At 62.0% G+C, this 19526-nt stretch carries 18 protein-coding genes and 1 pseudogene; 11 read left to right on the plus strand and 8 right to left on the minus strand.

Going from position 1 to position 19526, the window contains the following annotated elements; translation table 11 throughout:
• The first annotated feature begins 77 nt into the window (after positions 1–77).
• The gene (locus AB4Y87_RS04230) at positions 78–1139 is read left to right on the plus strand and encodes a glutathione S-transferase family protein (protein WP_442003190.1); all 1062 of its coding nucleotides are present in this window, start codon (positions 78–80) and stop codon (positions 1137–1139) included.
• Between the two features lie 47 nt (positions 1140–1186).
• Here AB4Y87_RS04230 and AB4Y87_RS04235 read toward each other — a convergent pair whose 3' ends face one another.
• Entirely contained in the window at positions 1187–1774 is a 588-nt protein-coding gene (locus AB4Y87_RS04235; protein WP_442003191.1) for an adenylate kinase, read from the minus strand.
• Positions 1775–2099: 325 nt separating this feature from the next.
• On the opposite strand from AB4Y87_RS04235, the gene AB4Y87_RS04240 reads away from it, so the two are divergent.
• From AB4Y87_RS04240 to AB4Y87_RS04265, 6 genes and pseudogenes are all read left to right on the plus strand, one after another.
• The gene (locus AB4Y87_RS04240; protein WP_442003192.1) at positions 2100–4775 is read left to right on the plus strand and encodes an exo-rhamnogalacturonan lyase family protein; all 2676 of its coding nucleotides are present in this window, start codon (positions 2100–2102) and stop codon (positions 4773–4775) included.
• A 123-nt stretch (positions 4776–4898) separates the two neighbouring features.
• Positions 4899–5630: an SRPBCC family protein gene (locus AB4Y87_RS04245; RefSeq protein ID WP_442003193.1), complete on the plus strand. Its 732-nt coding sequence runs from the start codon at positions 4899–4901 to the stop codon at positions 5628–5630.
• A gap of 113 nt (positions 5631–5743) precedes the next feature.
• Positions 5744–6550, plus strand: a pseudogene (locus tag AB4Y87_RS04250) (oxidoreductase); the annotation flags it as partial.
• Between the two features lie 180 nt (positions 6551–6730).
• Complete coding sequence (locus AB4Y87_RS04255) at positions 6731–6901, plus strand: hypothetical protein (protein ID WP_216926503.1); 171 nt, start codon at positions 6731–6733, stop codon at positions 6899–6901.
• A 196-nt stretch (positions 6902–7097) separates the two neighbouring features.
• Positions 7098–8213, plus strand: a complete 1116-nt coding sequence (locus AB4Y87_RS04260; protein WP_442003194.1) for a glycosyltransferase — start codon at positions 7098–7100, stop codon at positions 8211–8213.
• Between the two features lie 7 nt (positions 8214–8220).
• Entirely contained in the window at positions 8221–8397 is a 177-nt protein-coding gene (locus AB4Y87_RS04265; RefSeq protein WP_442003195.1) for a hypothetical protein, read from the plus strand.
• Positions 8398–8481: 84 nt separating this feature from the next.
• Here AB4Y87_RS04265 and AB4Y87_RS04270 read toward each other — a convergent pair whose 3' ends face one another.
• Positions 8482–9726, minus strand: coding sequence for a hypothetical protein (locus AB4Y87_RS04270; protein WP_442003196.1), 1245 nt, complete (start codon positions 9724–9726; stop codon positions 8482–8484).
• 367 nt (positions 9727–10093) lie between these two features.
• Here AB4Y87_RS04270 and AB4Y87_RS04275 point away from each other — a divergent pair, with 367 nt between their 5' ends.
• Entirely contained in the window at positions 10094–10573 is a 480-nt protein-coding gene (locus tag AB4Y87_RS04275; protein WP_442003404.1) for an NUDIX domain-containing protein, read from the plus strand.
• A 17-nt stretch (positions 10574–10590) separates the two neighbouring features.
• On the opposite strand, the gene AB4Y87_RS04280 is transcribed toward AB4Y87_RS04275, so the two are convergent.
• On the minus strand, positions 10591–11370 hold the full coding sequence (locus AB4Y87_RS04280) for an alpha/beta fold hydrolase (RefSeq protein ID WP_442003197.1): 780 nt from the start codon (positions 11368–11370) through the stop codon (positions 10591–10593).
• Positions 11371–11461: 91 nt separating this feature from the next.
• On the opposite strand from AB4Y87_RS04280, the gene AB4Y87_RS04285 reads away from it, so the two are divergent.
• Positions 11462–12034 carry an MOSC domain-containing protein gene (locus tag AB4Y87_RS04285; RefSeq protein WP_442003198.1) on the plus strand — a complete coding sequence of 191 codons (573 nt, stop codon included), beginning with the start codon at positions 11462–11464 and terminating at the stop codon, positions 12032–12034.
• Positions 12035–12062: 28 nt separating this feature from the next.
• On the opposite strand, the gene AB4Y87_RS04290 is transcribed toward AB4Y87_RS04285, so the two are convergent.
• The 5 genes from AB4Y87_RS04290 to AB4Y87_RS04310 all read right to left on the minus strand — a co-directional run bounded on the left by AB4Y87_RS04290 (position 12063) and on the right by AB4Y87_RS04310 (position 18239).
• Positions 12063–14036, minus strand: a complete 1974-nt coding sequence (locus tag AB4Y87_RS04290) for an ABC transporter ATP-binding protein (RefSeq protein WP_442003199.1) — start codon at positions 14034–14036, stop codon at positions 12063–12065.
• Positions 14033–15766, minus strand: coding sequence for an ABC transporter ATP-binding protein (locus tag AB4Y87_RS04295; RefSeq protein WP_442003200.1), 1734 nt, complete (start codon positions 15764–15766; stop codon positions 14033–14035). Before AB4Y87_RS04295 ends, AB4Y87_RS04290 begins: the two co-directional genes overlap by 4 nt.
• A 72-nt stretch (positions 15767–15838) precedes the next feature.
• The gene (locus tag AB4Y87_RS04300; RefSeq protein WP_442003201.1) at positions 15839–16741 is read right to left on the minus strand and encodes a helix-turn-helix transcriptional regulator; all 903 of its coding nucleotides are present in this window, start codon (positions 16739–16741) and stop codon (positions 15839–15841) included.
• A 106-nt stretch (positions 16742–16847) separates the two neighbouring features.
• Positions 16848–17552 (minus strand): AAA family ATPase, encoded by a 705-nt coding sequence (locus AB4Y87_RS04305; RefSeq protein ID WP_431116658.1) that lies wholly within the window; start codon positions 17550–17552, stop codon positions 16848–16850.
• A gap of 9 nt (positions 17553–17561) precedes the next feature.
• Entirely contained in the window at positions 17562–18239 is a 678-nt protein-coding gene (locus tag AB4Y87_RS04310; protein ID WP_442003202.1) for an FMN-dependent NADH-azoreductase, read from the minus strand.
• 166 nt (positions 18240–18405) lie between these two features.
• Between AB4Y87_RS04310 and AB4Y87_RS04315 the strand changes: the two genes are divergently transcribed.
• Together AB4Y87_RS04315 and AB4Y87_RS04320 are read left to right on the plus strand one after the other, a co-directional pair.
• Positions 18406–19038: an HAD family hydrolase gene (locus tag AB4Y87_RS04315; protein ID WP_442003203.1), complete on the plus strand. Its 633-nt coding sequence runs from the start codon at positions 18406–18408 to the stop codon at positions 19036–19038.
• A gap of 78 nt (positions 19039–19116) precedes the next feature.
• The gene (locus AB4Y87_RS04320) at positions 19117–19524 is read left to right on the plus strand and encodes a winged helix-turn-helix transcriptional regulator (protein WP_431116661.1); all 408 of its coding nucleotides are present in this window, start codon (positions 19117–19119) and stop codon (positions 19522–19524) included.
• Positions 19525–19526: the final 2 nt, after the last annotated feature.

A 19526-nucleotide genomic window follows, 5' to 3' on the forward strand; every position in this document is an offset into this window, starting at 1 on the left:
CATGTGGCGACCAATGGGAACTTCTGCAGGGAGTGGGATCGTTGAGGACTCCATGTGCGTGGACATAGTCTGAAGCAATGGATGAAGAAACCCGCACAATGGACGAACACAGCACACGAGGCTCCTACGTCACCGGCAGCGAGTTCAATCGGGATACCAACTACATCGAGGACCGGATCACCCGCGAGGGCACTCCCGGCCCGAACGATGAACCCGGCTGGCCGGTAGAGCCAGGTAGGTACAGACTGATAGCAGCCCGGGCCTGTCCGTGGGCCAACCGTTCGGTCATCGTCCGCAGGCTTCTGGGCCTGGAGCACGTCATCAGCCTCGGACAGCCGGGCCCTACCCACGACGCCAGGTCCTGGACCTTTGATTTGGATGCTGACGGAAAAGATCCAGTACTGGGAATCGAGCGGCTACAGGAGGCGTACTTCCGCCGCTTTCCGGACTATCCCCGCGGCATCACGGTTCCGGCAATCGTGGACATCCCCAGCGGGGCCGTCGTGACCAACAACTACCCCCAGATCACGCTCGACTTCTCCACAGAATGGGCAGAGTTCCACCGTCCGGGCGCACCACAGCTCTATCCGGAGCACCTGCGCGAGGAAATCGACACGGTCAACAAGCGCGTCTTCACCGAGGTCAACAATGGGGTCTATAAGTGCGGCTTCGCAGGGTCCCAGGAGGCTTACGAAGCCGCCTATGTCCGCCTGTGGAGCGCCTTGGACTGGCTCGAGGAACGGCTGGCAAACCAGAGATACCTCGTGGGTGACACCATCACCGAGGCGGATGTCAGGCTGTTCACTACCTTGGCTCGCTTTGATGCGGTCTACCACGGGCATTTCAAATGCAATCGAAACAAGCTCAGCGAAATGCCGACGCTATGGGCGTATGCCAGGGATCTGTTCCAAACGCCGGGTTTCGGGGACACGATCGACTTCGTCCAGATCAAGCAGCACTACTACATAGTGCACGAGGACATTAATCCCACACGCATCGTCCCCATGGGACCGGACCTCTCCGGTTGGCTGACCCCGCACGGAAGGGAATCGCTTGGCGGGCGCCCGTTCGGGGACGGAACTCCACCAGGGCCGGTCAGGGCCGGCGAGGAAGTGGCTGCCGGCCACGGGGCCGTCTAAGCGGCAGCACTTCGCCCTCTAATCGGCGACCGTTCCGGCTGACCACGTCACTGACGAAGTCCTGCCAGCGCCGCTTCCACCGCAGCGATCGCAGCAGCCGTAATCGATTCCCGATCGCCGGAGCCGTCCACCATCAACAGGATTCCGCGTTGCGTGTACGCAGTCACCACAGGCTGGGTCTCATCCCGGTAAAGCTCCAGCCGGCGCTGAATCACGGGTTCGGTATCGTCGCTGCGGCCCTGTTCCTGAGCCCGTTGAAGCATGCGGGCAACGAGCTCGGCATCCTCCACTGTCAGTACAAGAACCACTTCAAGCGTCTGTTGTTTTGCGGCCAGAATCTCATCCAGGGCGCCAATTTGGATGACAGTCCGCGGGTAGCCGTCCAGTAGGAACCCGTTACCTGTATCGGTGTCCTCCAGTCGCTGACGAAGCATAGCCGTGGTGACGTGGTCCGGAACAAACTCACCCCGGTCCATGTACTCGCCGGCTTCTGTGCCAAGTTCGGTCTTGTCCCGAACATGTGCGCGGAAAAGGTCTCCCGTAGAGATGGCGGGGATCGAGAAATGCCGCGCGATCACTTCCGCCTGCGTGCCTTTGCCGGAACCTGGAGGGCCCATGATGATCAATCGCGCCATGACACAAGTCCGTTTCAAGAGGCGGCCGGGATTTAAACGATACGCCGACGACGGCGCGACACTCCCGCCGTCGCCGGTTTTTTCTTTGGGGTCAGAACAGCCGGATTCCGGCTCAAGCACCCACGCGCCGCGGGAATTGATGGGCGACCCTCGAATGCATCCCCCGCCACGTGGGTCCCGGTGTCGAGGTGCTTTCTGGGTGGCGCCCGGGCAGTGACGTCGCGAGACCAAAGCCCGGTCACCCCTTGCGGCTCACGACACCCGGAGGTAAGTTTTTGAAACGTACCAAAGAAAGCGCTTTCCGAAACCTTAGGTGGAATCGAACATGACTCAGCACGCCCAGATCACGTGGCTCGACGACGAACCGCCCGCGGGACTTAGCAGTGGGACAACGTGGGGGATGCCCTTTCCGCGGGGTACCGTGCGGGGTCCGGAAGAGCTGGCCGTTTTCGATGCCACCGGCGAGGCCGTCAACGCCCAAACCTGGCCGCTCGCCACTTGGCCGGACGGCTCGCTCAAGTGGGCGGGCGTAGCGGTCGGCGCAAGCGATAAGCCGTCGGCCGCCTACAGAGTCACCACCGACAACGGCACCGTGCATCCACCGGAAGAGCACGACGGCGGCCGGGCAGCCGCCGTCGAACACTCACCTGAGGTGACGGTCACTGAAACTGACGAGGCCGTAACAGTCTCCACCGGGACCTTGGAAATGGTGCTCCCCCGATCAGGCCCCACGCTGTTCAGCACGCTGACACGCGAAGGTTCCGTGGTGGCGAAGGACGGCAGGCTCGTAAGTCTTCTCCAGACCGGGCTGGGCGAGGGAGCTGGCAGCACAACGCGCGAAGGTTTCACTGGCCAGGTCACTTCCCTGACAGTGGAACAGCGCGGGCCTGTTCGGGCAGTCGTGCGCCTGGAAGGCCGTCATCGGGCGGACCGGAGCGAAAGGGAATGGCTTCCGTTCACCGTCCGCTTCTACTTCTATGCCGGCGCGCGGAGCATCCGGATGATGCATTCGTTCATTTGGGACGGCGAGGCTGACAAGGACTTCCTCGCCGGGCTGGGCGTCCAGTTCAGCGTCCCGCTCGAAAGCGAAATGCACGATCGTCACGTCCGGATCGCCGGCGCGGACGGCGGATTCCTCGTTGAAGCGGTCCGCGGGTTGACGGGCCTGCGACGGGATCCGGGCGAGCCCATACGCCAAGCCCAAATTGCCGGAGAACCCACGCCGCCGCTCAGCGAATGGAGCCCGCTGGTTTCCGAACGGCTGCATCTCATCCCGTCGTGGAACGACTACACGCTGACTCAGTTGAGCGCCGACGGCTTTGAGCTGCGGAAACGTACCGCTCCCGGCCGCGGCTGGGTGGGCATTTCCGGCGGCACGCGCTCGTCCGGTTTCTGTTCGCTCAGTGACCTGAGGGGTGGATTCGGGATTGGCGTCAGGGATTTCTGGCAGTCGCATCCTGGCCAGCTGGACATCCGCGGCGCCGCAACGTCCGAGGCCACGATGACGGCTTGGCTCTACTCCCCTGAAGCCCAGCCCATGGACCTCCGCTTCTACCACGATGGCCTCGGCCAGGACACCTTTGAGGAACAACTCGAGGGCTTGGAGATCACGTACGAGGATTACGAGCCCGGCTTCGGCAATCCCACCGGAATCGCCCGCACCCACGAGCTGACCCTGTTCGCCTACCAAGCCACGCCCTCCACGGAAAGCCTCGCCGCCGATGCCCTGTCGGCGTCCACTCCCCCGCTTCTGCAGCCGTCCCCCCAGTACCTGCACGCCGCCGGCGTCTTCGGCGACTGGTCCCCCGTGGACCGCAGCACCCCGGCCCGGGCAGAGCTGGAAGACAAGTTGGACTTCCTGTTCGACTTCTACCAGGGCCAAACGGAACAGCGCCACTGGTACGGGTTCTGGAACTACGGCGACGTCATGCACACCTACGACTCCGATCGGCATGTCTGGCGGTACGACGTCGGCGGTTACGCCTGGGACAACTCGGAACTCTCGCCCGACCTCTGGCTTTGGTACACGTACCTCCGGTCGGGTCGCGCCGACGTCTTCCGCTTCGCCGAGGCCATGACCCGCCACACCGGTGAAGTGGATGTGTACCACCTTGGCCCATGGCGCGGCCTGGGCTCGCGGCACAACGTGCAGCACTGGGGTTGCAGCGCCAAGCAGCTTCGAATCAGCACCCCGGCCTACCGACGCTTCTACTATTACCTGACCGCGGATGAGCGCACCGGCGATCTCCTCACCGAACTCGTGGACAGCGACCAGAACTTCCTGGGCCTGGACCCCGTCCGCAAAGTCCGTCCCGACGCCGATACCTACCGCCCGGACCGTGGGGCCTTGGGCGTCGGGCTGGGTACAGACTGGAGCTCGCTCGCAGCCACCTGGCTCACGGATTGGGAACGCACCGGAAACCCCCGCTCACGCGACCGCCTCCTGGGAACCATGGCCGATATCGGCGCCCTGAAGTACGGCTTCCTCACGGGCGAGGCGCTCTACGACCTCGACCAGGGAAGGTTCGACGCCGGCAGGGAAGCCATCAGCGTTTCGCACCTGAGTGCCGTGTTCGGTTTGGTGGAAATCTGCAGCGAACTGATCAGCCTGGTGCCGGACGCGTCCTTTGAGAAGGCGTGGCTGCAATACTGCAGGCTGTTCCTGGCTTCGCCGGAGGAGCAAGCCGCCGAAGTGGGGCAGCCCCTTGCAGGCATCTACCTGACTCAGGCGCACAGCCGACTCACTGCCTACGCCGCGGCTCGACTCGGGTCTCCTGATTTGGCGGAGCTGGCATGGGAGAGCTTTGCCCAGGGCGGGGAGAACCTGAACCATGCCGAGGCCTTCACCTTGAAGAAGATCCTGCCGCCACATGTCCTTCAACCAGTCGACGAAGCCCCCACTGTTTCCACCAACGACACCGCCCAGTTCGGCCTGGCCGTCATCCAAAACCTGGCCCTCGTCGGAGGTGCGCTGCACGGGGAGGAGGGCCCGGCGTCGTAAGTCCCGCTGGCTCCTGACGCCACCACTTCCAGCAGGTATCGGGAACCTCTGGTTACTCCGCTCAAAGCTCGATATTGTAAGTATGCTGACAAATATGGTAGCGAGTCAGAGGAGGAGGACATTATGACCACGAAAGTCGACAAAACCATCATGGTCAACGTTCCGGTAAGTACGGCCTACAGACAGTGGACGCGGTTCGAGGAATTCCCCCGTTTCATGGGCGGAGTGGAACGCGTGACGCGGCTGAGCGATGACCGTCTGGAATGGGTGGCCGAAATCGCTGGCGTCCATCGCCGCTGGGAAGCGAAGATCGTTCAGCAGGACATGGACCGGGCCGTGGCATGGGCCGCGGTGGAAGGTGCCAAGAATGCCGGGTGGGTGGACTTCAAGGAAGCTGGCCCGAGCCAGACGTCCTTGCATCTGTCACTCGAATACGAGCCTCACGGCGTCCTTGAATTCCTCGGCGACAAACTGCATGTGGTTGAAAGGCAGGCGGAGTCGGACTTGAAGAAGTTCAAGGAGTACATCGAGAAGAAGACACCCCAACGGGATGCTGATATGGGCACCACGGGGACGACGGACACTACGACAACCGGCACAGCGGCCAGCACCACCGCAGCAACCGGGGCCACAACAGCGGCCGCAACCGAGGCCGGCACTGATAAGCCCGGCGACGTCCCGATCGTAGACCCCATTACGCACGCCTTCGATCAGACCAACGGCCTGGCAGATCTGGACGGCGATTCCGACGAGACAGCGGACAGCGATACACGCAGTGCCGCGGAACGGAAGGACGACGAGGGTTTCGGCCCGGGCTACATCCCACCGATGGGTGGGCTGCCCGGCCAGCGGTAGAAGCCACCTTACGAAACAACAACCAAGTGCCGCCCGGATCACCACGATCCGGGCGGCACGCCTGAGTGGTCCACCTATGAAAGGAACGTCATGACTACCTGGCTCATCACAGGCTGCTCCACCGGACTCGGCCGCGCACTTGCCCAAGCCGTGCTCGCACGGGGCGATAACGCCGTCGTCACCGCCCGCGACGTCTCCAAACTGCAGGAGCTGACCACCGAGTTCCCGACGACGGCCCTGGCCGTGGCGCTGGATGTCACCGAACAGTCTCAGGTAGAAGCCGCCGTGCAGCAGGCCGAGGACCGTTTTGGCGCGGTGGACGTCCTGGTCAACAATGCCGGTTACGGTTACCGCGCAGCGATTGAAGAGGGGACGACGGCGACGTCCGGGCGTTGTTCGACACCAACGTTTTTGGTCCGGTCGCCATGATCAAGGCCGTCCTGCCGGGCATGCGCTTGCGCCGATCGGGTGCGATCGTGAATATTTCCTCCATCGGCGCCCGGATCTGCCCGCCCGGTTCCGGCTATTACTCAGCGTCGAAGGCTGCACTGGAGGGACTGTCCGGCTCACTGCAGAAGGAACTGAAGCCTCTGGGGATCTCCGTGACAGTGGTGGAGCCCGGGGCGTTCCGTACCGACTTTGCGGGGCGTTCACTCACCCAGTCGGCGCGGACAATTGAGGATTACGCCGAGACTGCGGGCAAACGCCGCAAGGAACACGACACGGTCCACGGCACGCAGCAGGGCGACCCGGACAAAGCAGCAGAGGTGATCATCGCCGCCGTCGAAGCAGCTGAGACGCCCGCGTTCCTGCTGCTGGGTGCCGATGCAGTCTACGCCTACGGTGCGGTGGAGGAAGCCCAGCGAGCCGAAGTGGATCGTTGGCGCGAGCAGAGCATCAGCACGGGTTACACGGAGTAACTTCCAACGTGTAATCGGTCACACTTGGCCGGATCGGCTTGTCAATCGCGGTAGGGAGCATGAACCATGAATGAGGGAACTCGCTTCCCATACAAGCTGAATCAGCAATCCTCACCGACGAGGATGCGGCCCCTGCGAAGAAGCTTGGGGCTGTTAACGGCCTGAGTGAAAGTACTGACAATGACGACACATACTGACTCCATCACGCTGAAAATCTGGGACAAGTCGGCGATCGACCACACCATCGACGCCGCCATCCGGGATCTTTCCCCTCGCGCCGCTGCCGAAAACTGCGGCATTGCAGTAACGCTCAGCGGACCGAAAACCTTCACCGTTAGCCTGAGCCGCTAAGCAGCTCAAACTCACCACAAGAGGACGACGCCGGAACCTCCCGGCGTCGTCCTCTTGCGTTTTCTGAATCGTGACGGCGTCAGGGAACTCCTGATCAAACCTTGAGACTTCCTTGATGCTTTGCGGACAGGTTTCTTGCGTTTCCGTTGAAACTCTAAGTGAAACACCACTTCGAGTTCGAACGGAGGAATCCCGGATGCATCGGGCCGTCATTTCAGAGACAACTGCTGCACCACGGGGATCCCACCGTGCCCCCGGTGGTGTGGTCACGGTTCTGGTCCCGGCACACAACGAATCCGCCGGCATTACCGAAACCCTCATCTCGCTGAACAACCAGACCAAACGCCCGGATCGTGTGATCGTGGTGGCCGATAACTGCACTGACGATACTGAAGAACTCGCCCTTGCCCAGGGCGTCGAAGTCCTCCGCACTGTTGGCAACAGGGATAAGAAGGCCGGCGCCCTGAACTTCGCTCTGGGGCAGCTTCTTCCCGGAGCCGATCCCGAAGACCTGATTCTGGTCCAGGACGCCGATTCGCAGCTTGCCCCGGACTTCATCGAGAACGCCACCAACAACCTCCTCAAGGACGAACTGTTGGGGGCGGTGGGTGGAGTGTTCAGCGGTGGGCCGGGAGGCGGATTCGTCGGACACCTGCAGCGAAATGAGTACGCCCGGTACGCCCGGGATGTGAAGCGGCTCCACGGCAGGTGCCTGGTGGTCACGGGGACCGCGGCACTCTTCCGTATAAAGACCCTGCGGAACGTCGTCGCGGCACGGTTGAGCGGTTCCCTTCCTTCCGGCAACGGCGAGGGCGGCGTCTACGACACATCCGTGCTGACCGAAGACAACGAATTGTCCTTTGCACTCCTCACCCTCGGATACCGCATAGCTTCACCGTCCAACTGCATGCTGGTCACCGAAGTCATGCCGACGTGGCGGGAACTTTGGGCGCAGCGGCTCCGCTGGAAGCGCGGAGCCGTGGAGAACTGCGTGCAGTACGGGTGGACCAAAGTGACCAGGGCCTATTGGGGACGGCAGTTCCTCTCCATGCTTGGCGTCCTGGTAACCCTGGCCTACCTCGGATCCATCGTCTTTGCCCTGACCAGCGGAATGGGACTGAACCTCCACCCATTCTGGCTCGCCGTCACCTGCATCTTCGTCCTGGAACGCATAGTAACTCTGCGTTTCCGGGGCTGGAGGTACATGTTGCTTGCCGCAACCATGTACGAAACCGTCATCGACGTTTTCCTCCAGGCAGTCCACGCCAAGGCCTACCTGGACGCCGCACTCAACAGAAAGAAAGTTTGGTAAACGACTCATGTACAACAACCCAGCAGGATCCGTAGGCGCAGCAATTGCAGGAGGGGCCGGCTCCGGCACTCTTGCCATGACCGGCGCCGGGGACCTCTTCTGGTTCGCACTGGCCGCCTTCGCCATGCTGGCCCTTGGCCTGGCCATCAAGAGGATCGTCCCGGTCCGCGCGCAGAAAAACTAGCAAGCCCAGCAAACCCGCAGTTGTGTCGGATCACGCCCCCAGCGCGACACAACCGCGGGTTTGTTGTTATAACCCCCCCGTTCGTTAACTAACGAGCGCCGTATCAGCCGAATACTTGGATACGGTGGTGTACCCGGCCTTCGTTCCGGTAACCCGAACTCGCATGGTGTGTGCTTGGTCGACGCTCAACAGAACGTAGGTCTTGCCTGTTGCCCCCGCGATCGCCACACCGGAGCGGTACCACTGGTACGTCAGCGTAGTTCCTGAGGTCCACGTCCCCGGGTTGGCCGTCAGCGTGGAGCCAACGGTGAGCGTCCCCGTGACGGTGGGAGTGGGTGCAAGCAGTGTACCGGCCACCACGGCAGCCGTGGGCGCCGATTCCTTGGTAGTCGTGGCATAACCGGCCTTGGTGCCCGTAACCCGCACGGTCAACGTGGCGCCCTGATCCGCAGCCGCAAGGGCCCGGGTGGCGGTTGTTGCGCCAGCGATTGCCGTTCCGTTCTTGTACCACTGATAAGTCAATGCAGTTCCGCTGGTCCACGCGCCTGGATTGGCAGTCAGCGTTGATCCAACTGCCGCCGTTCCGGAGATAGTAGGTATTGGCGCTGTCAACGGGATGCCCGGAACAAACGAGAAATCACGAATGGTGACGGATTCAGGTGCAACATGGGCTGCATCACCCCCACCGCCCCCGGTAACCCATAGGTTGAAGTGGATCTGTTCGTTGGCCGGAACTGGAACTGTGGAGCCTTGCAGGACCGTCCGCTTCAGCAGCGTTCCTCCGTAGCCCTCCCCGGCAAACGTCTCGAACGTGAGCTTGCCTGGCTCCCAGACCATCCTGTGGGTGAGGATCGGGGCATTCGTGACATCGAAGGTGACCGTATTGTTGCCCTGCCCAGGAGGCAGCGTGGCATCAAACCAATAGCCGTGGCCCTGAGTAACAGGCCAGTTCTGGCCATAAGCAGCCCCGCCTCCCCAAGCGGACGCCTCACAGAGGTCGATCTCCGTGTAGCCAGGTTCGGCCGCGGGGTCATAGGTGAAGAGGCAACCCCAGACCACTTCCTTCTGGAGCGCGCTAACGTCCTTTTCCACAGTGGTGCTGTACGTTCCGTAGCCGAAACCCTCCCGTGTGGATTGGAACTCCGCGCCCTTGGGAGCCGAGCCGGTGGGGTTGGTGATGGACAGTTTGACGTACCCGTTGGCGTCGGGGTTGCTCACGTTGTTTGCGTCCCAGCTCGCGTTGTACATCGGGGCCCCACCCCAGAAACGCTTCTGCCAGTTGAAACCCTTCCAGGCAAAGCTGCCCACAGGGCCAGGGTCCTCAGCCATGGGGGTTGTATCGGCCGCGTGTGATGGGCCTGTTCCAGTGAGCATTGATAAACCCACCGCCAGCACGACGGCCAAACCTGCTGCTTTTCTTCGCCCATGCGGAACGAGCCCTACTGACCATGCCATAGCCATGCCTCCATTGATGCGCCCAGACTCGTCCCCGGCAAAAACCGGAGACCGCAACAACATTCCACCCCCACCAGGAACGTGCAGTTCCTCGATTATCAAGTAGACATGGGTCCTTAGGAAGCGAATTGAAGAACCAAAATCCGGGATATGCCATCAATTGGATAACGGCCGCCTGGCCGGGAGTAATCTTGGCTTAGCCCTTTCATTTCGCATTCAATTCATGACGCCGGGAGGTCACATCACGATTCGCAGCGCGGGAATCCTGCTCTACCGGCACGGTTCCACGGGAGAGCTGGAACTTTGGATTGCCCACATGGGTGGACCTTTCTGGGCGCACAAGGACGAACACGCCTGGTCAATTCCCAAGGGCGAATTCCTTGAGGACGAAGACCCATTGGTTGCCGCCCGACGCGAATTTATCGAGGAAATTGGGACTCCGCCGCCACCTGCTGACTACGAGTTGTTGGGGGTTTTCAAACAGCCCTCCGGCAAACTCATCACCGCCTTCGCAGCAGAAGCAGACTCCTTCCAGCCCGATGAGATCGTCAGCAACACCTTTCCTATGGAATGGCCTAAGGGATCCGGCTCCATCAAGGAATTTCCGGAAATAGACGACGCACGGTGGTTTGGAGAAGCAACAGCCAGGACCAAGCTCGTCAAAGGGCAACTGCCAATTGTGGACGCTTTGGTCCGGCACCTTGACGGGAAAGCCGTATAGCCCCGCGCCGTCGGGAACTAGGCGCCTTTTTTGGTGATGAATTGCCGGATCCAGTCAATGGTCTCCGGGTGGTCCAGATGCAGGCCATGCCCCGCCCCGGGAACCCTCACCAATACCGAACGGCAGATATGCTCGCGGAGGAGGACGGCGTTGGGTAATGGCGTAGGAGCATCCTCGGTGCCGTGAATTATCAGAGTGGGGGCTTTGATATCGCCGAGCCGGCTCCACGAATCGTGCTCACGACTGGCCTTGAAATGACGCGCCTTGGCCCAGGCTGAAGCATGGGAGGAGAAGAAGGTGTGCGTGGCCTCCGGATTGTTGCGCGCCCAGTCCTCATTAAAGAACAGGGGTACCAGGCGGTCCATATCCCCGCTGACCAGTGCCTGCAGAGCAGCTTTGTCGGGATCGGTACCCTCGCCTGGCCACTTGCCTCCACTCGTGGCGGCCAAGATCAGCGTCCTCACTTTCTCCGGGTAGTCGATGGCCAACCACTGCGCTACGCGCCCACCCATGGAGTGGCCGTACACGTGTGCTGAATCAACGCCTGCAGCTTTGAGGACCTCGGCTGCATCTGCCGCCATCAGCCTCGTCGTGTAACGGCCGGCGTCACCCTTGCTGCTGCGGCCAACGCCGCGGTGATCGAAGCGAATGACGCGGTAAGAGCGGGATAGAAGCTCCGCCGTCGGGCCCCAACCGTCCATCGCGGTCGCTTGGCCTGCAATCAACAGCATTGGTTCGCCGTCGCCTTGGGACGTCCAGGCGAGTTCAGCGCCATCAGGGGCCACGGCAAAGTTCACCGTGCCACTGTATCTTCGGGGGCGGAGTTAGCGCTGTGGCGTACGGCATAGAGCGCTGCCGTTCCGAGCCCGGAGGCATTAGCGTTGAATGATGACCGCTGAGTACAGGTACGACGTCGAGGTGCTGCATCTTTTGGTGTCGCCGGCGCACGCCTATTTTGGCCGCGCCCGCGAAGGCGCCGCGGATGTTCCGACGACGGACGCTGAGGAGGCCGAGCTCGTGGCGGGCAAGGGCATTGTGGGTGACAGGTTCTTCGGCAAGGCCGCCCACATGGACGCCGCAGTGACCGTGTTCGCGGTGGAAGCCCTCGAGTCGATTGCCTCCGAACTGGGCGCCGGGCCCTTCGATCCGTTGGTAACGCGGCGAAACGTTGTGCTTCGCGGAGCCGAACTGGCTCCCTTGCTGGGCCATGAGTTCATTCTGGAATCTGGCAGCGACTTCGTGCGGCTGAAGGCAGGAAGGCCCGCACACCCTTGCGCGTGGATGGACCAGATGCTGGCACCGGGCGCCCACAAGGCGATGCGCGGCAGGGGTGGGGTTCGCTGCCAGGTGATCTCCGGGGGACTACTCCACAGGGGTCCGGCGGTGTTGGTGAGTCCTGTGCCCTTGGATCCAGCCAGGGCCGGCGAGGCAACGGCGCTGCGGCCCTCGCGGCTTCCTTAATCCCCGTGGCTTCCTGACCACCGAAGGCTCACACCTCTTCAGCCRCTGGCGCCGCAAACTGCGCCTCGTACAGCCGTGAGTATGCCCCACCCGCAGCAAGCAGCTCAGCGTGTGTCCCCTGTTCCACGATCTGCCCCGATTCCATCACCAGGATGAGATCGGCGTCGCGGATGGTGGAGAGCCGGTGCGCGATGACGAAGCTGGTCCGGTCAGAGCGCAGTGCGTTCATGGCTTTCTGCACCAGAACCTCGGTACGGGTATCCACCGAGCTGGTGGCTTCATCGAGGATCAGGACCGATGGACGGGACAAGAAGGCCCGGGCGATGGTGAGCAGCTGCTTCTCACCGGCAGAGACATTGCCACCCTCGTCGTCGAGTACTGTGTCGTAGCCCTCGGGAAGGGAACGGACGAACCGGTCCACGTAGGTGGCCTGCGCAGCCTCAAGGATCTCCGGCTCGGAAGCCGTGGGCCGACCATAGGCGATGTTGTCACGGATAGTGCCGCCGAACAGCCACGTATCCTGCAGAACCATCCCCATCCGCGAGCGCAGTTCCTGGCGGGACATGGAGGCGATGTCCACGCCGTCGAGGGTAATGCGTCCGGCGTCCAATTCGTAGAAGCGCATCATGAGGTTCACCAGGGTGGTCTTGCCGGCTCCTGTCGGCCCAACGATGGCAATGCTTTGACCGGGCTCCGCCACCAGGCTGAGGTCCGTGATGAGTGGCTTGTCGGGCAGGTACCGGAAGGACACATTCTCGAACACGAGCCGCCCACGCGATGGACCGGACCGCGGAACAGGAGCAGGTTCGGCCGATTCTTCTTCCTCATCCAGCAGGTCGAACACCCGTTCCGCCGAGGCAACGCCCGACTGCAACATATTGGCCATGGATCCCAGCTGCGCCAACGGCATGGTGAATTGCCGTGAATATTGGATGAAGGCCTGCACGTCACCCAACTGCATTGCTCCCGAGGCCACTTGCAGGCCGCCCACCACGGCSATGCCCACGTACACCAGGTTTCCGATGAAGGTCATGGCCGGCATGATCAAGCCGCTCACGAATTGCGCTCCGAAGCTTGCCTGGTACAGCTCGCTATTCTTGGCGCGGAACTTCGCTTGGACTTCGTTTTGCCGGCCGAAGACCTTCACGAGAGCGTGACCGGTGTACGTTTCCTCAATCTGCCCGTTGAGCTCGCCGGTGTTTTTCCATTGCGCGACGAACAGTTTCTGCGAGCGCTTGGCAATCACCACCGTGGTCCCCAGGGTGAGCGGGATGGTCACCAACGCAATGATGGCGAGCAGCGGCGAGAGCAGGAACATCATCACCAGCACGCCCAGTACGGTCAGCAGCGAGGACACGACCTGGCTGATGGATTGCTGCAGGCTTTGGGAGATGTTGTCGACGTCGTTGGTTACCCGGCTGAGCAGCTCACCACGCTGGATGGAGTCGAAATAACGCAGCGGAAGACGATGGATTTTCGCTTCGATCCGCTCGCGGAGTCTGTACACGGTCCGCTGCACGACGCCGTTGAGCACGTACGCCTGCATCCAACCGAACGCTGAGGCCAGGACGTACAGCGCCAGCACCCAGAGCAGCACGGATGACAGCGCACCGAAGTCGATTCCGATGCCGGGTGTCAGGTTCATGGCGTTCAGCATGTCGGCTTTGTTGTTCTCGCCGGAGGCGCGAAGGCCTGCGATCACTTGGGCTTTGGAAACCCCTGCTGGCAGTTGTTTGGACACCACGCCGGCGAAGATGAGGTTGGTTCCTTCGCCCAGCAGCCTGGGCCCAATCACGGACAAAGTAACGCTGACCACGGCGAAAACCAGGACCAGCGTCAGCCAGAACCGCTCAGGCCGCAAAGTGCCCAGCAGCCGCCGGGCCGAGGCACCAAAGTTGGAAGCTTTCTCCGCCGGAATGTTCATGCCACTGAACGGACCGCCACCTCGGGGCCCCATGGGTGGCCGCTGTGGCCCGCGTTGACCTGCTGTCATGGCGCTCATGCCGCCTCCTCCGCCGCAAGCTGGGAGGACACGATTTCCCTGTATGTTTCGGACGTCTCCAACAGCTCATCGTGTGTTCCCTGCCCAACGATCCTGCCGTCGTCGAGCACTAATATCTGGTCCGCGTCCGCGATGCTGGAGACGCGCTGGGCGATGATCACCAGCGTGGCGCCGTTGGTGTGGTGTTTGAGGGCCTGCCGGAGGCGGGCGTCCGTGGCGGTATCCAGCGAGGAGAAGGAATCGTCGAAAATATAGAGCTCCGGCTGTTTCACGAGTGCCCGGGCAATGGCCAGGCGTTGCCGTTGCCCGCCGGAAACGTTGGTGCCGCCCTGCGAGATGGGCGCATCCAGTCCACCTTCCATCTCTTCAACAAAGTCCCGCGCCTGGGCCACTGAAAGGGCCTGCCACAGTTCGTCGTCGCTGGCGTCGGGTTTGCCGTATTGAAGGTTGCTGCGGACGGTGCCTGAGAACAGATATGGCCGTTGTGGCACCAGGCCGATATGCCCCCACAACAGGTCCGGATGCAGATCGCGGATGTCCACGCCGTCCATCCGTACGGCTCCCGCAGTGGCGTCGAACAGCCGCGGCATCAGGTTCACCAACGTGGTCTTCCCGGCGCCCGTGCTGCCAATGATTGCCGTGGTCTGGCCGGCCAGGGCGGTGAAGGTAACGCCGCTGAGCACGGGCTGCTCGGCACCCGGGTAGGCGAATCCGACGTCGCGCATTTCCAGTTCGCCGCGGCGGATCCCGCCAGTAACAGGGTTCGACGGCGGCTGGACGCTTGAGGCGGTCTCCAGCACCTCCCCGATCCTGTCGGCAGAAACGGACGCGCGGGGGATCATCACGGCCATGAACGTGGCCATCATGACGGACATGAGGATCTGCATGAGGTAGCTGAGGAAGGCGATCAGCGTGCCTACCTGCATGGAACCGTCCTCGATCCGGAACGAGCCGAACCAGATCACCGCCACACTGGAAATGTTCATCACCAACATGACCACAGGGAACATGAGCGCCATCAAACGGCCGGCCCGCAGCGCGACGTCAGTGACGTCGTCGTTCGCCCTGCCGAACCGGGAGGTCTCCATGTCTTCACGCACGAAAGCGCGGACCACGCGGATGCCGGTGAGTTGCTCGCGCAGGACACGGTTGACGGCGTCGATGCGAACCTGCATTTTGCGGAACAACGGCACCATCCGGGTCACGATCAAACCCACGGCCACCAGCAATACCGGTACGCAAACCGCGATCAGCCAGGACAGTTGAGCGTCCTGCCGCACGGCCATGATCACGCCGCCAATACTGAGCATGGGCGCCGCAACCATGAGCGTGCAGGACATGAGGACCAGTTGCTGCACCTGCTGGACATCGTTGGTGGACCGTGTAATCAAGGACGGCGCCCCGAATTTGGTGACCTCCTGCTCGGAGAACTCCCCTACCCTGGCGAAGATCGCGTCCCTTAGGTCACGGCCCATTCCCATGGCCGCCTTCGCGCCGAAGTACACGGCCACCACGGCACACGCGATCTGCAACAGCGTGATCAGCAGCATGAGGCCACCCATGCGCAGGATGTAATCGGTATCGCCGGTAGCAACGCCGTTATCGATGATGTCGGCGTTGAGTGTAGGCAGGTAAAGAGACGCGATGGACTGCGCCAATTGAAAAACGACGACGGCAATCAGCAGCCGCTGGTGCGGCTTCAGGAACCGGACAAGAACCTTCCAAAGCATGGGGACTCCGAACCAACGTAGTGAACCGAAGGCCAGTTTACGTCTGGTTGCTGTGGGCAACTAGAGGGATTCTCAGACCACTGCTTTCCTGTTCAAACCTTGCAGGGCAGCCTGCGTTCCGGTTCCGCTTTTGGGTAGGTAAGTAAAAAGACGGAGGGCAGGAAACTGCGGGACACCCAGCACCATGGGAGCGAAGCTGAGGCGGCCTACCGCCGGGTGGTCGTACACAACGTCCACGTGGTACGAATCGCCAACCACTTGCCGCTGCCATAATTCCCGGAAGGCTTCCGAGACCTGGCATAGGCCGCGTGCCATGGCATCGAAACGGTGATCGTCCGGGAAGTTGGCTGATTGCGCACGGAACTGCGCCACCATGGAGCGGGCCATCATCTCCTTATGCACGTGGGGCCTGGCAAGCTCTGGATCCGTGAAGAAGCGTTGGAGGCAGCTTTCACCCAAACGGGTATCGAAAGTTTCTGCGGCCGCGGAATTCATTGCCACCACGGTCCAGAAGGGGTCAGCGATGTAACTGGGATTGGCGATGGCATCCACCAGCTGCTGCAGCAGCGCAAGCTGGGAGTCGTCGACGTCGAAGTTGTGACCGGCGGCCTGTCCCAAAGTCTGACCGCCAGCCGTGCTGACCGTATTGCCGGACGGACCCGAACGGCGCCCGGATGCAAGCCGCCGGACATAGGTTCGGTCCTCAGGGCTAAGCCGCAGTGCGTTCGAAATGGCATCGAGGATCTCCTCCGAGGCACCAATGGCCCGTCCCTGTTCCAGCCACGTGTACCAGGAGACCCCAACATTGGCCAGGACGGCCACCTCTTCGCGCCTGAGTCCGGGAGTCCGGCGTCGTGGGCTGACTGGTAACCCGACATCCTGCGGACGGGTCTGCTCGCGGCGCGTGCGGAAGAACTCGCCAAGGCGGGCGTGGTTGGAGCGGGCTTGATGGGAAAGGGGCTGGTCGGTAGGCAATGGGGTCTCCAGTAAAAAGACGAGCGTCCGGCCACCCGCTGGGCAGCTACGGCACAGCGGATGGCCGGACGAACCGGTGAGCAGGATCCAAATGGATATTTCCTGGTTACTGCAGGACCCGCTCCCGTTCGGAGCGCACGTCCAGCTGCGCGTATTCTTCGGCTGCCAGGCGCGTGGCGTCCTGGGGACTCATGCGCGGTTCAAGGTTGAACAGGGAAGCAATCCGGACCAGACGCTCCTCCACGGAACCTGACACAACATGGAAGGGGATGCCCAACTCGTCCATGGTGTGCTGCAGGATCTCATCGGACATGTTCCGAAACTGATCGTTGACCGGACGGTGTCCATCAGCAGAGAGCGGAAGCTCGTTCTTCAGGTGCACGAACACATCGAAGGAGTTCTTGACGTGCCTCTTGAAGCTGTTGCCCAGGCTGGTCATCACCTCTTCGAAGAATGCGAGTTCCGGAGTCTTCTCCACGCTCTCCCCCGCCGCCAGGTGTGCTGAGGCGCTGGGGTTCAGCCCGAGGGAAACCCGCACGGACCCGTAGATCCATTCCTGCAGCGATGAACCGTCGGAGATGAAACCGGCCGAGAGCTTGTCCTCATATACAGCACGCTCCACGTGACGGGTCACGATCATCTGGATGAGCTCCGCCGCAGTGCATTCCTCGAGGGTCTTGCCGGGGGCGGCCTCGGGCAGGATTTCCCGCATGGTCCTGGCCTTGGTGCGGGGCAACCCCGTGTAGTGGGACAAGGCCATGGACGTAAACGTCTTGCCCGAGGAATAGGTACCCGAAATGCCGATGCGCACAGGGAGCTCCTAGTCGTTGACGAGCTGGAGGGTACCCGCGACGATGAGCTTGCCGGCGAACTCGATTGCGGCGTCGCTCAGGTCCGCTTCTGCAACCTTGCGGGTGCCATCGACGTCGCCGTTCAGGACAGTGGGAGCGAAGCGGACGTGGGTTGCGTCCTCGATGCCCACAAAGTTCAGCCAGTCAGCGAAGAAGGTGCTGCTGAAGTCGGAGCCGAAAGCGGCCGGAACACCCGGGGCGTAGACACCGCTGGTGTGGATCGCAAGGGCCTGCTTGCCTTCCATGAGACCGCGGTATCCCTGCTCCGGGTCAAAGCCGAAGCTCCAGCCGGGCTGGGTGATGATGTCGATCCACTGCTTCAGCACGTAGGGGACGCCCGAGTTCCACATGGGGATGTTGAAGACATACGCGTCGGCTGAAGCGAACTGATCGAACACAGCGCGGGCGGATTCCCACGCGGCAACCTGCTCCGTCGTCTGGTCCTGTCCGGTGAAGACAGCCATCTTGGCGGCAGCCGCGATCCGACCGAAAACAGGCAACGCGCCGTCGTCGAACAAGTTCAGGGTCTCCAGCTCAAAGCTCTCCGGACCGGCAGCCTGGACGGAGTCGATGAAGTGCCGGGCCAACCGCAGGGAGTCGCTGTTGGCGTAGCGCGGAGAGGCGTTGATGTGGAGGATGGTAGGCATTGGTTTCCTTTCGAGGCTTTGCTGCGGGGACGTTTTGTGCCCCGTATTCGATCCTCACGGACATCGCATAAGCGCGTAAGAACGCACTTTTTTGTGCCTAGGGCACCTCAAAGTGCCCTCCCCTGGAAGGCTTCCAGTTGCCGGAGCGGTCCCTAGGATTCTTCCTGTGGAAGAATCCGAAAACCCCTTGCAGGCCGCCTACACCGACATCGACGGCACCGTCACCGCCTACAACACCATCTTCGAATTCCTCCGCTTCGACGCCGGCCACTCACGCAAAGCCGAGGCGGAGGACTTCCTTGAGGGCCTGCGGGCGGCAGCCAGGAACGGCGTACCAAGATCCGTGACGAACGCCCGGTACTTCAGCTGGTGGCGGGGCCGCAGCGTGAGCGAGGTCCAGGAACTCGGCGAGCGCTGGGCAGATTTCCAGGCCGCGTCGACGGACGGCTGGTCCTTCCTGGAACCCGTGACTTCCCTTCTGGACAAACACACCGCGGAGGGGCGGCGCATAGTGGCCGTCACGGCGTCGTTCGAGCCTGCTTTGGTACGTGTTCGACGGCGGTGGCCCCACCTTGAGCTGCTGTGCACGCGCCCTGCTGCTTCGAATGGCATCTATACGGGCGACATCGAGGAAGCCTTGGTAGCCGATGCCAAGGCGCGGGCCGTGGCAGCGCATGCCGTCGAATTCTCGGTGGACCTGTCAGGCAGCTTCGCCTACGGGGACCACAGTTCGGATCTTCCTTTCATGGCATTGGCCGGAGAATCGCTGCTGGTCACGCCGGCGGCAGTTAAGGTTTGAGTCGCCGTTTCCCCACCTGCAACAACCCCCAAGTAAGCTGTGGCAAGCAGTCCATTTGATGAGGAAAGTATTGGGGAAATGACTCTCACGGCTGAACAGAAACGCATGAACGCCCAGAAGCACTACAACGCTTCCCTGGATCTTTGCCCGGCACGCCAACTGCTTGAGGCCATCAGTAGCAAGTGGGTCACCTTGGTGATGCTCGCACTGGAGGACGGGCAGCAACGGCACAGCGACCTCCGCAAACGGATACCCGGCGCAAGCCAGAAAATGTTGACCTCTACCCTCCGCTCGCTTGAACGGGACGGGTTGGTCTTACGGCATGTGACCGTCTCCGTCCCCGTGCGAACTGACTACGAGCTCACTCCGCGCGGACATTCCCTCCTGCGGATCATCTTCGAGATGAAGGAGTGGGCCGAGGAACACATGGACGACGTCGCCGCGTCCCGCATGGAACACGACCGCCACCGACTCGCTTTCAACTAGCG

This window comes from Paenarthrobacter sp. RAF54_2, from assembly GCF_052113945.1.
In the GTDB taxonomy this organism is placed as follows: domain Bacteria; phylum Actinomycetota; class Actinomycetes; order Actinomycetales; family Micrococcaceae; genus Arthrobacter.

Bases quoted from the DNA above. Each gene is read 5' to 3' on its own strand.
- AB4Y87_RS04240 (WP_442003192.1), top strand. From the start codon at position 2,100: ATGACTCAGCACGCCCAGATCACGTGGCTCGACGACGAACCGCCCGCG.
- AB4Y87_RS04255 (WP_216926503.1), top strand. From the start codon at position 6,731: ATGACGACACATACTGACTCCATCACGCTGAAAATCTGGGACAAGTCG.
- AB4Y87_RS04270 (WP_442003196.1), bottom strand. From the start codon at position 9,726: ATGGCTGAGGACCCTGGCCCTGTGGGCAGCTTTGCCTGGAAGGGTTTC.
- AB4Y87_RS04265 (WP_442003195.1), top strand. From the start codon at position 8,221: ATGTACAACAACCCAGCAGGATCCGTAGGCGCAGCAATTGCAGGAGGG.
- AB4Y87_RS04320 (WP_431116661.1), top strand. From the start codon at position 19,117: ATGACTCTCACGGCTGAACAGAAACGCATGAACGCCCAGAAGCACTAC.
- AB4Y87_RS04295 (WP_442003200.1), bottom strand. From the start codon at position 15,766: ATGCTTTGGAAGGTTCTTGTCCGGTTCCTGAAGCCGCACCAGCGGCTG.
- AB4Y87_RS04230 (WP_442003190.1), top strand. From the start codon at position 78: ATGGATGAAGAAACCCGCACAATGGACGAACACAGCACACGAGGCTCC.
- AB4Y87_RS04235 (WP_442003191.1), bottom strand. From the start codon at position 1,774: ATGGCGCGATTGATCATCATGGGCCCTCCAGGTTCCGGCAAAGGCACG.
- AB4Y87_RS04260 (WP_442003194.1), top strand. From the start codon at position 7,098: ATGCATCGGGCCGTCATTTCAGAGACAACTGCTGCACCACGGGGATCC.
- AB4Y87_RS04310 (WP_442003202.1), bottom strand. From the start codon at position 18,239: ATGCCTACCATCCTCCACATCAACGCCTCTCCGCGCTACGCCAACAGC.
- AB4Y87_RS04245 (WP_442003193.1), top strand. From the start codon at position 4,899: ATGACCACGAAAGTCGACAAAACCATCATGGTCAACGTTCCGGTAAGT.
- AB4Y87_RS04285 (WP_442003198.1), top strand. From the start codon at position 11,462: ATGACCGCTGAGTACAGGTACGACGTCGAGGTGCTGCATCTTTTGGTG.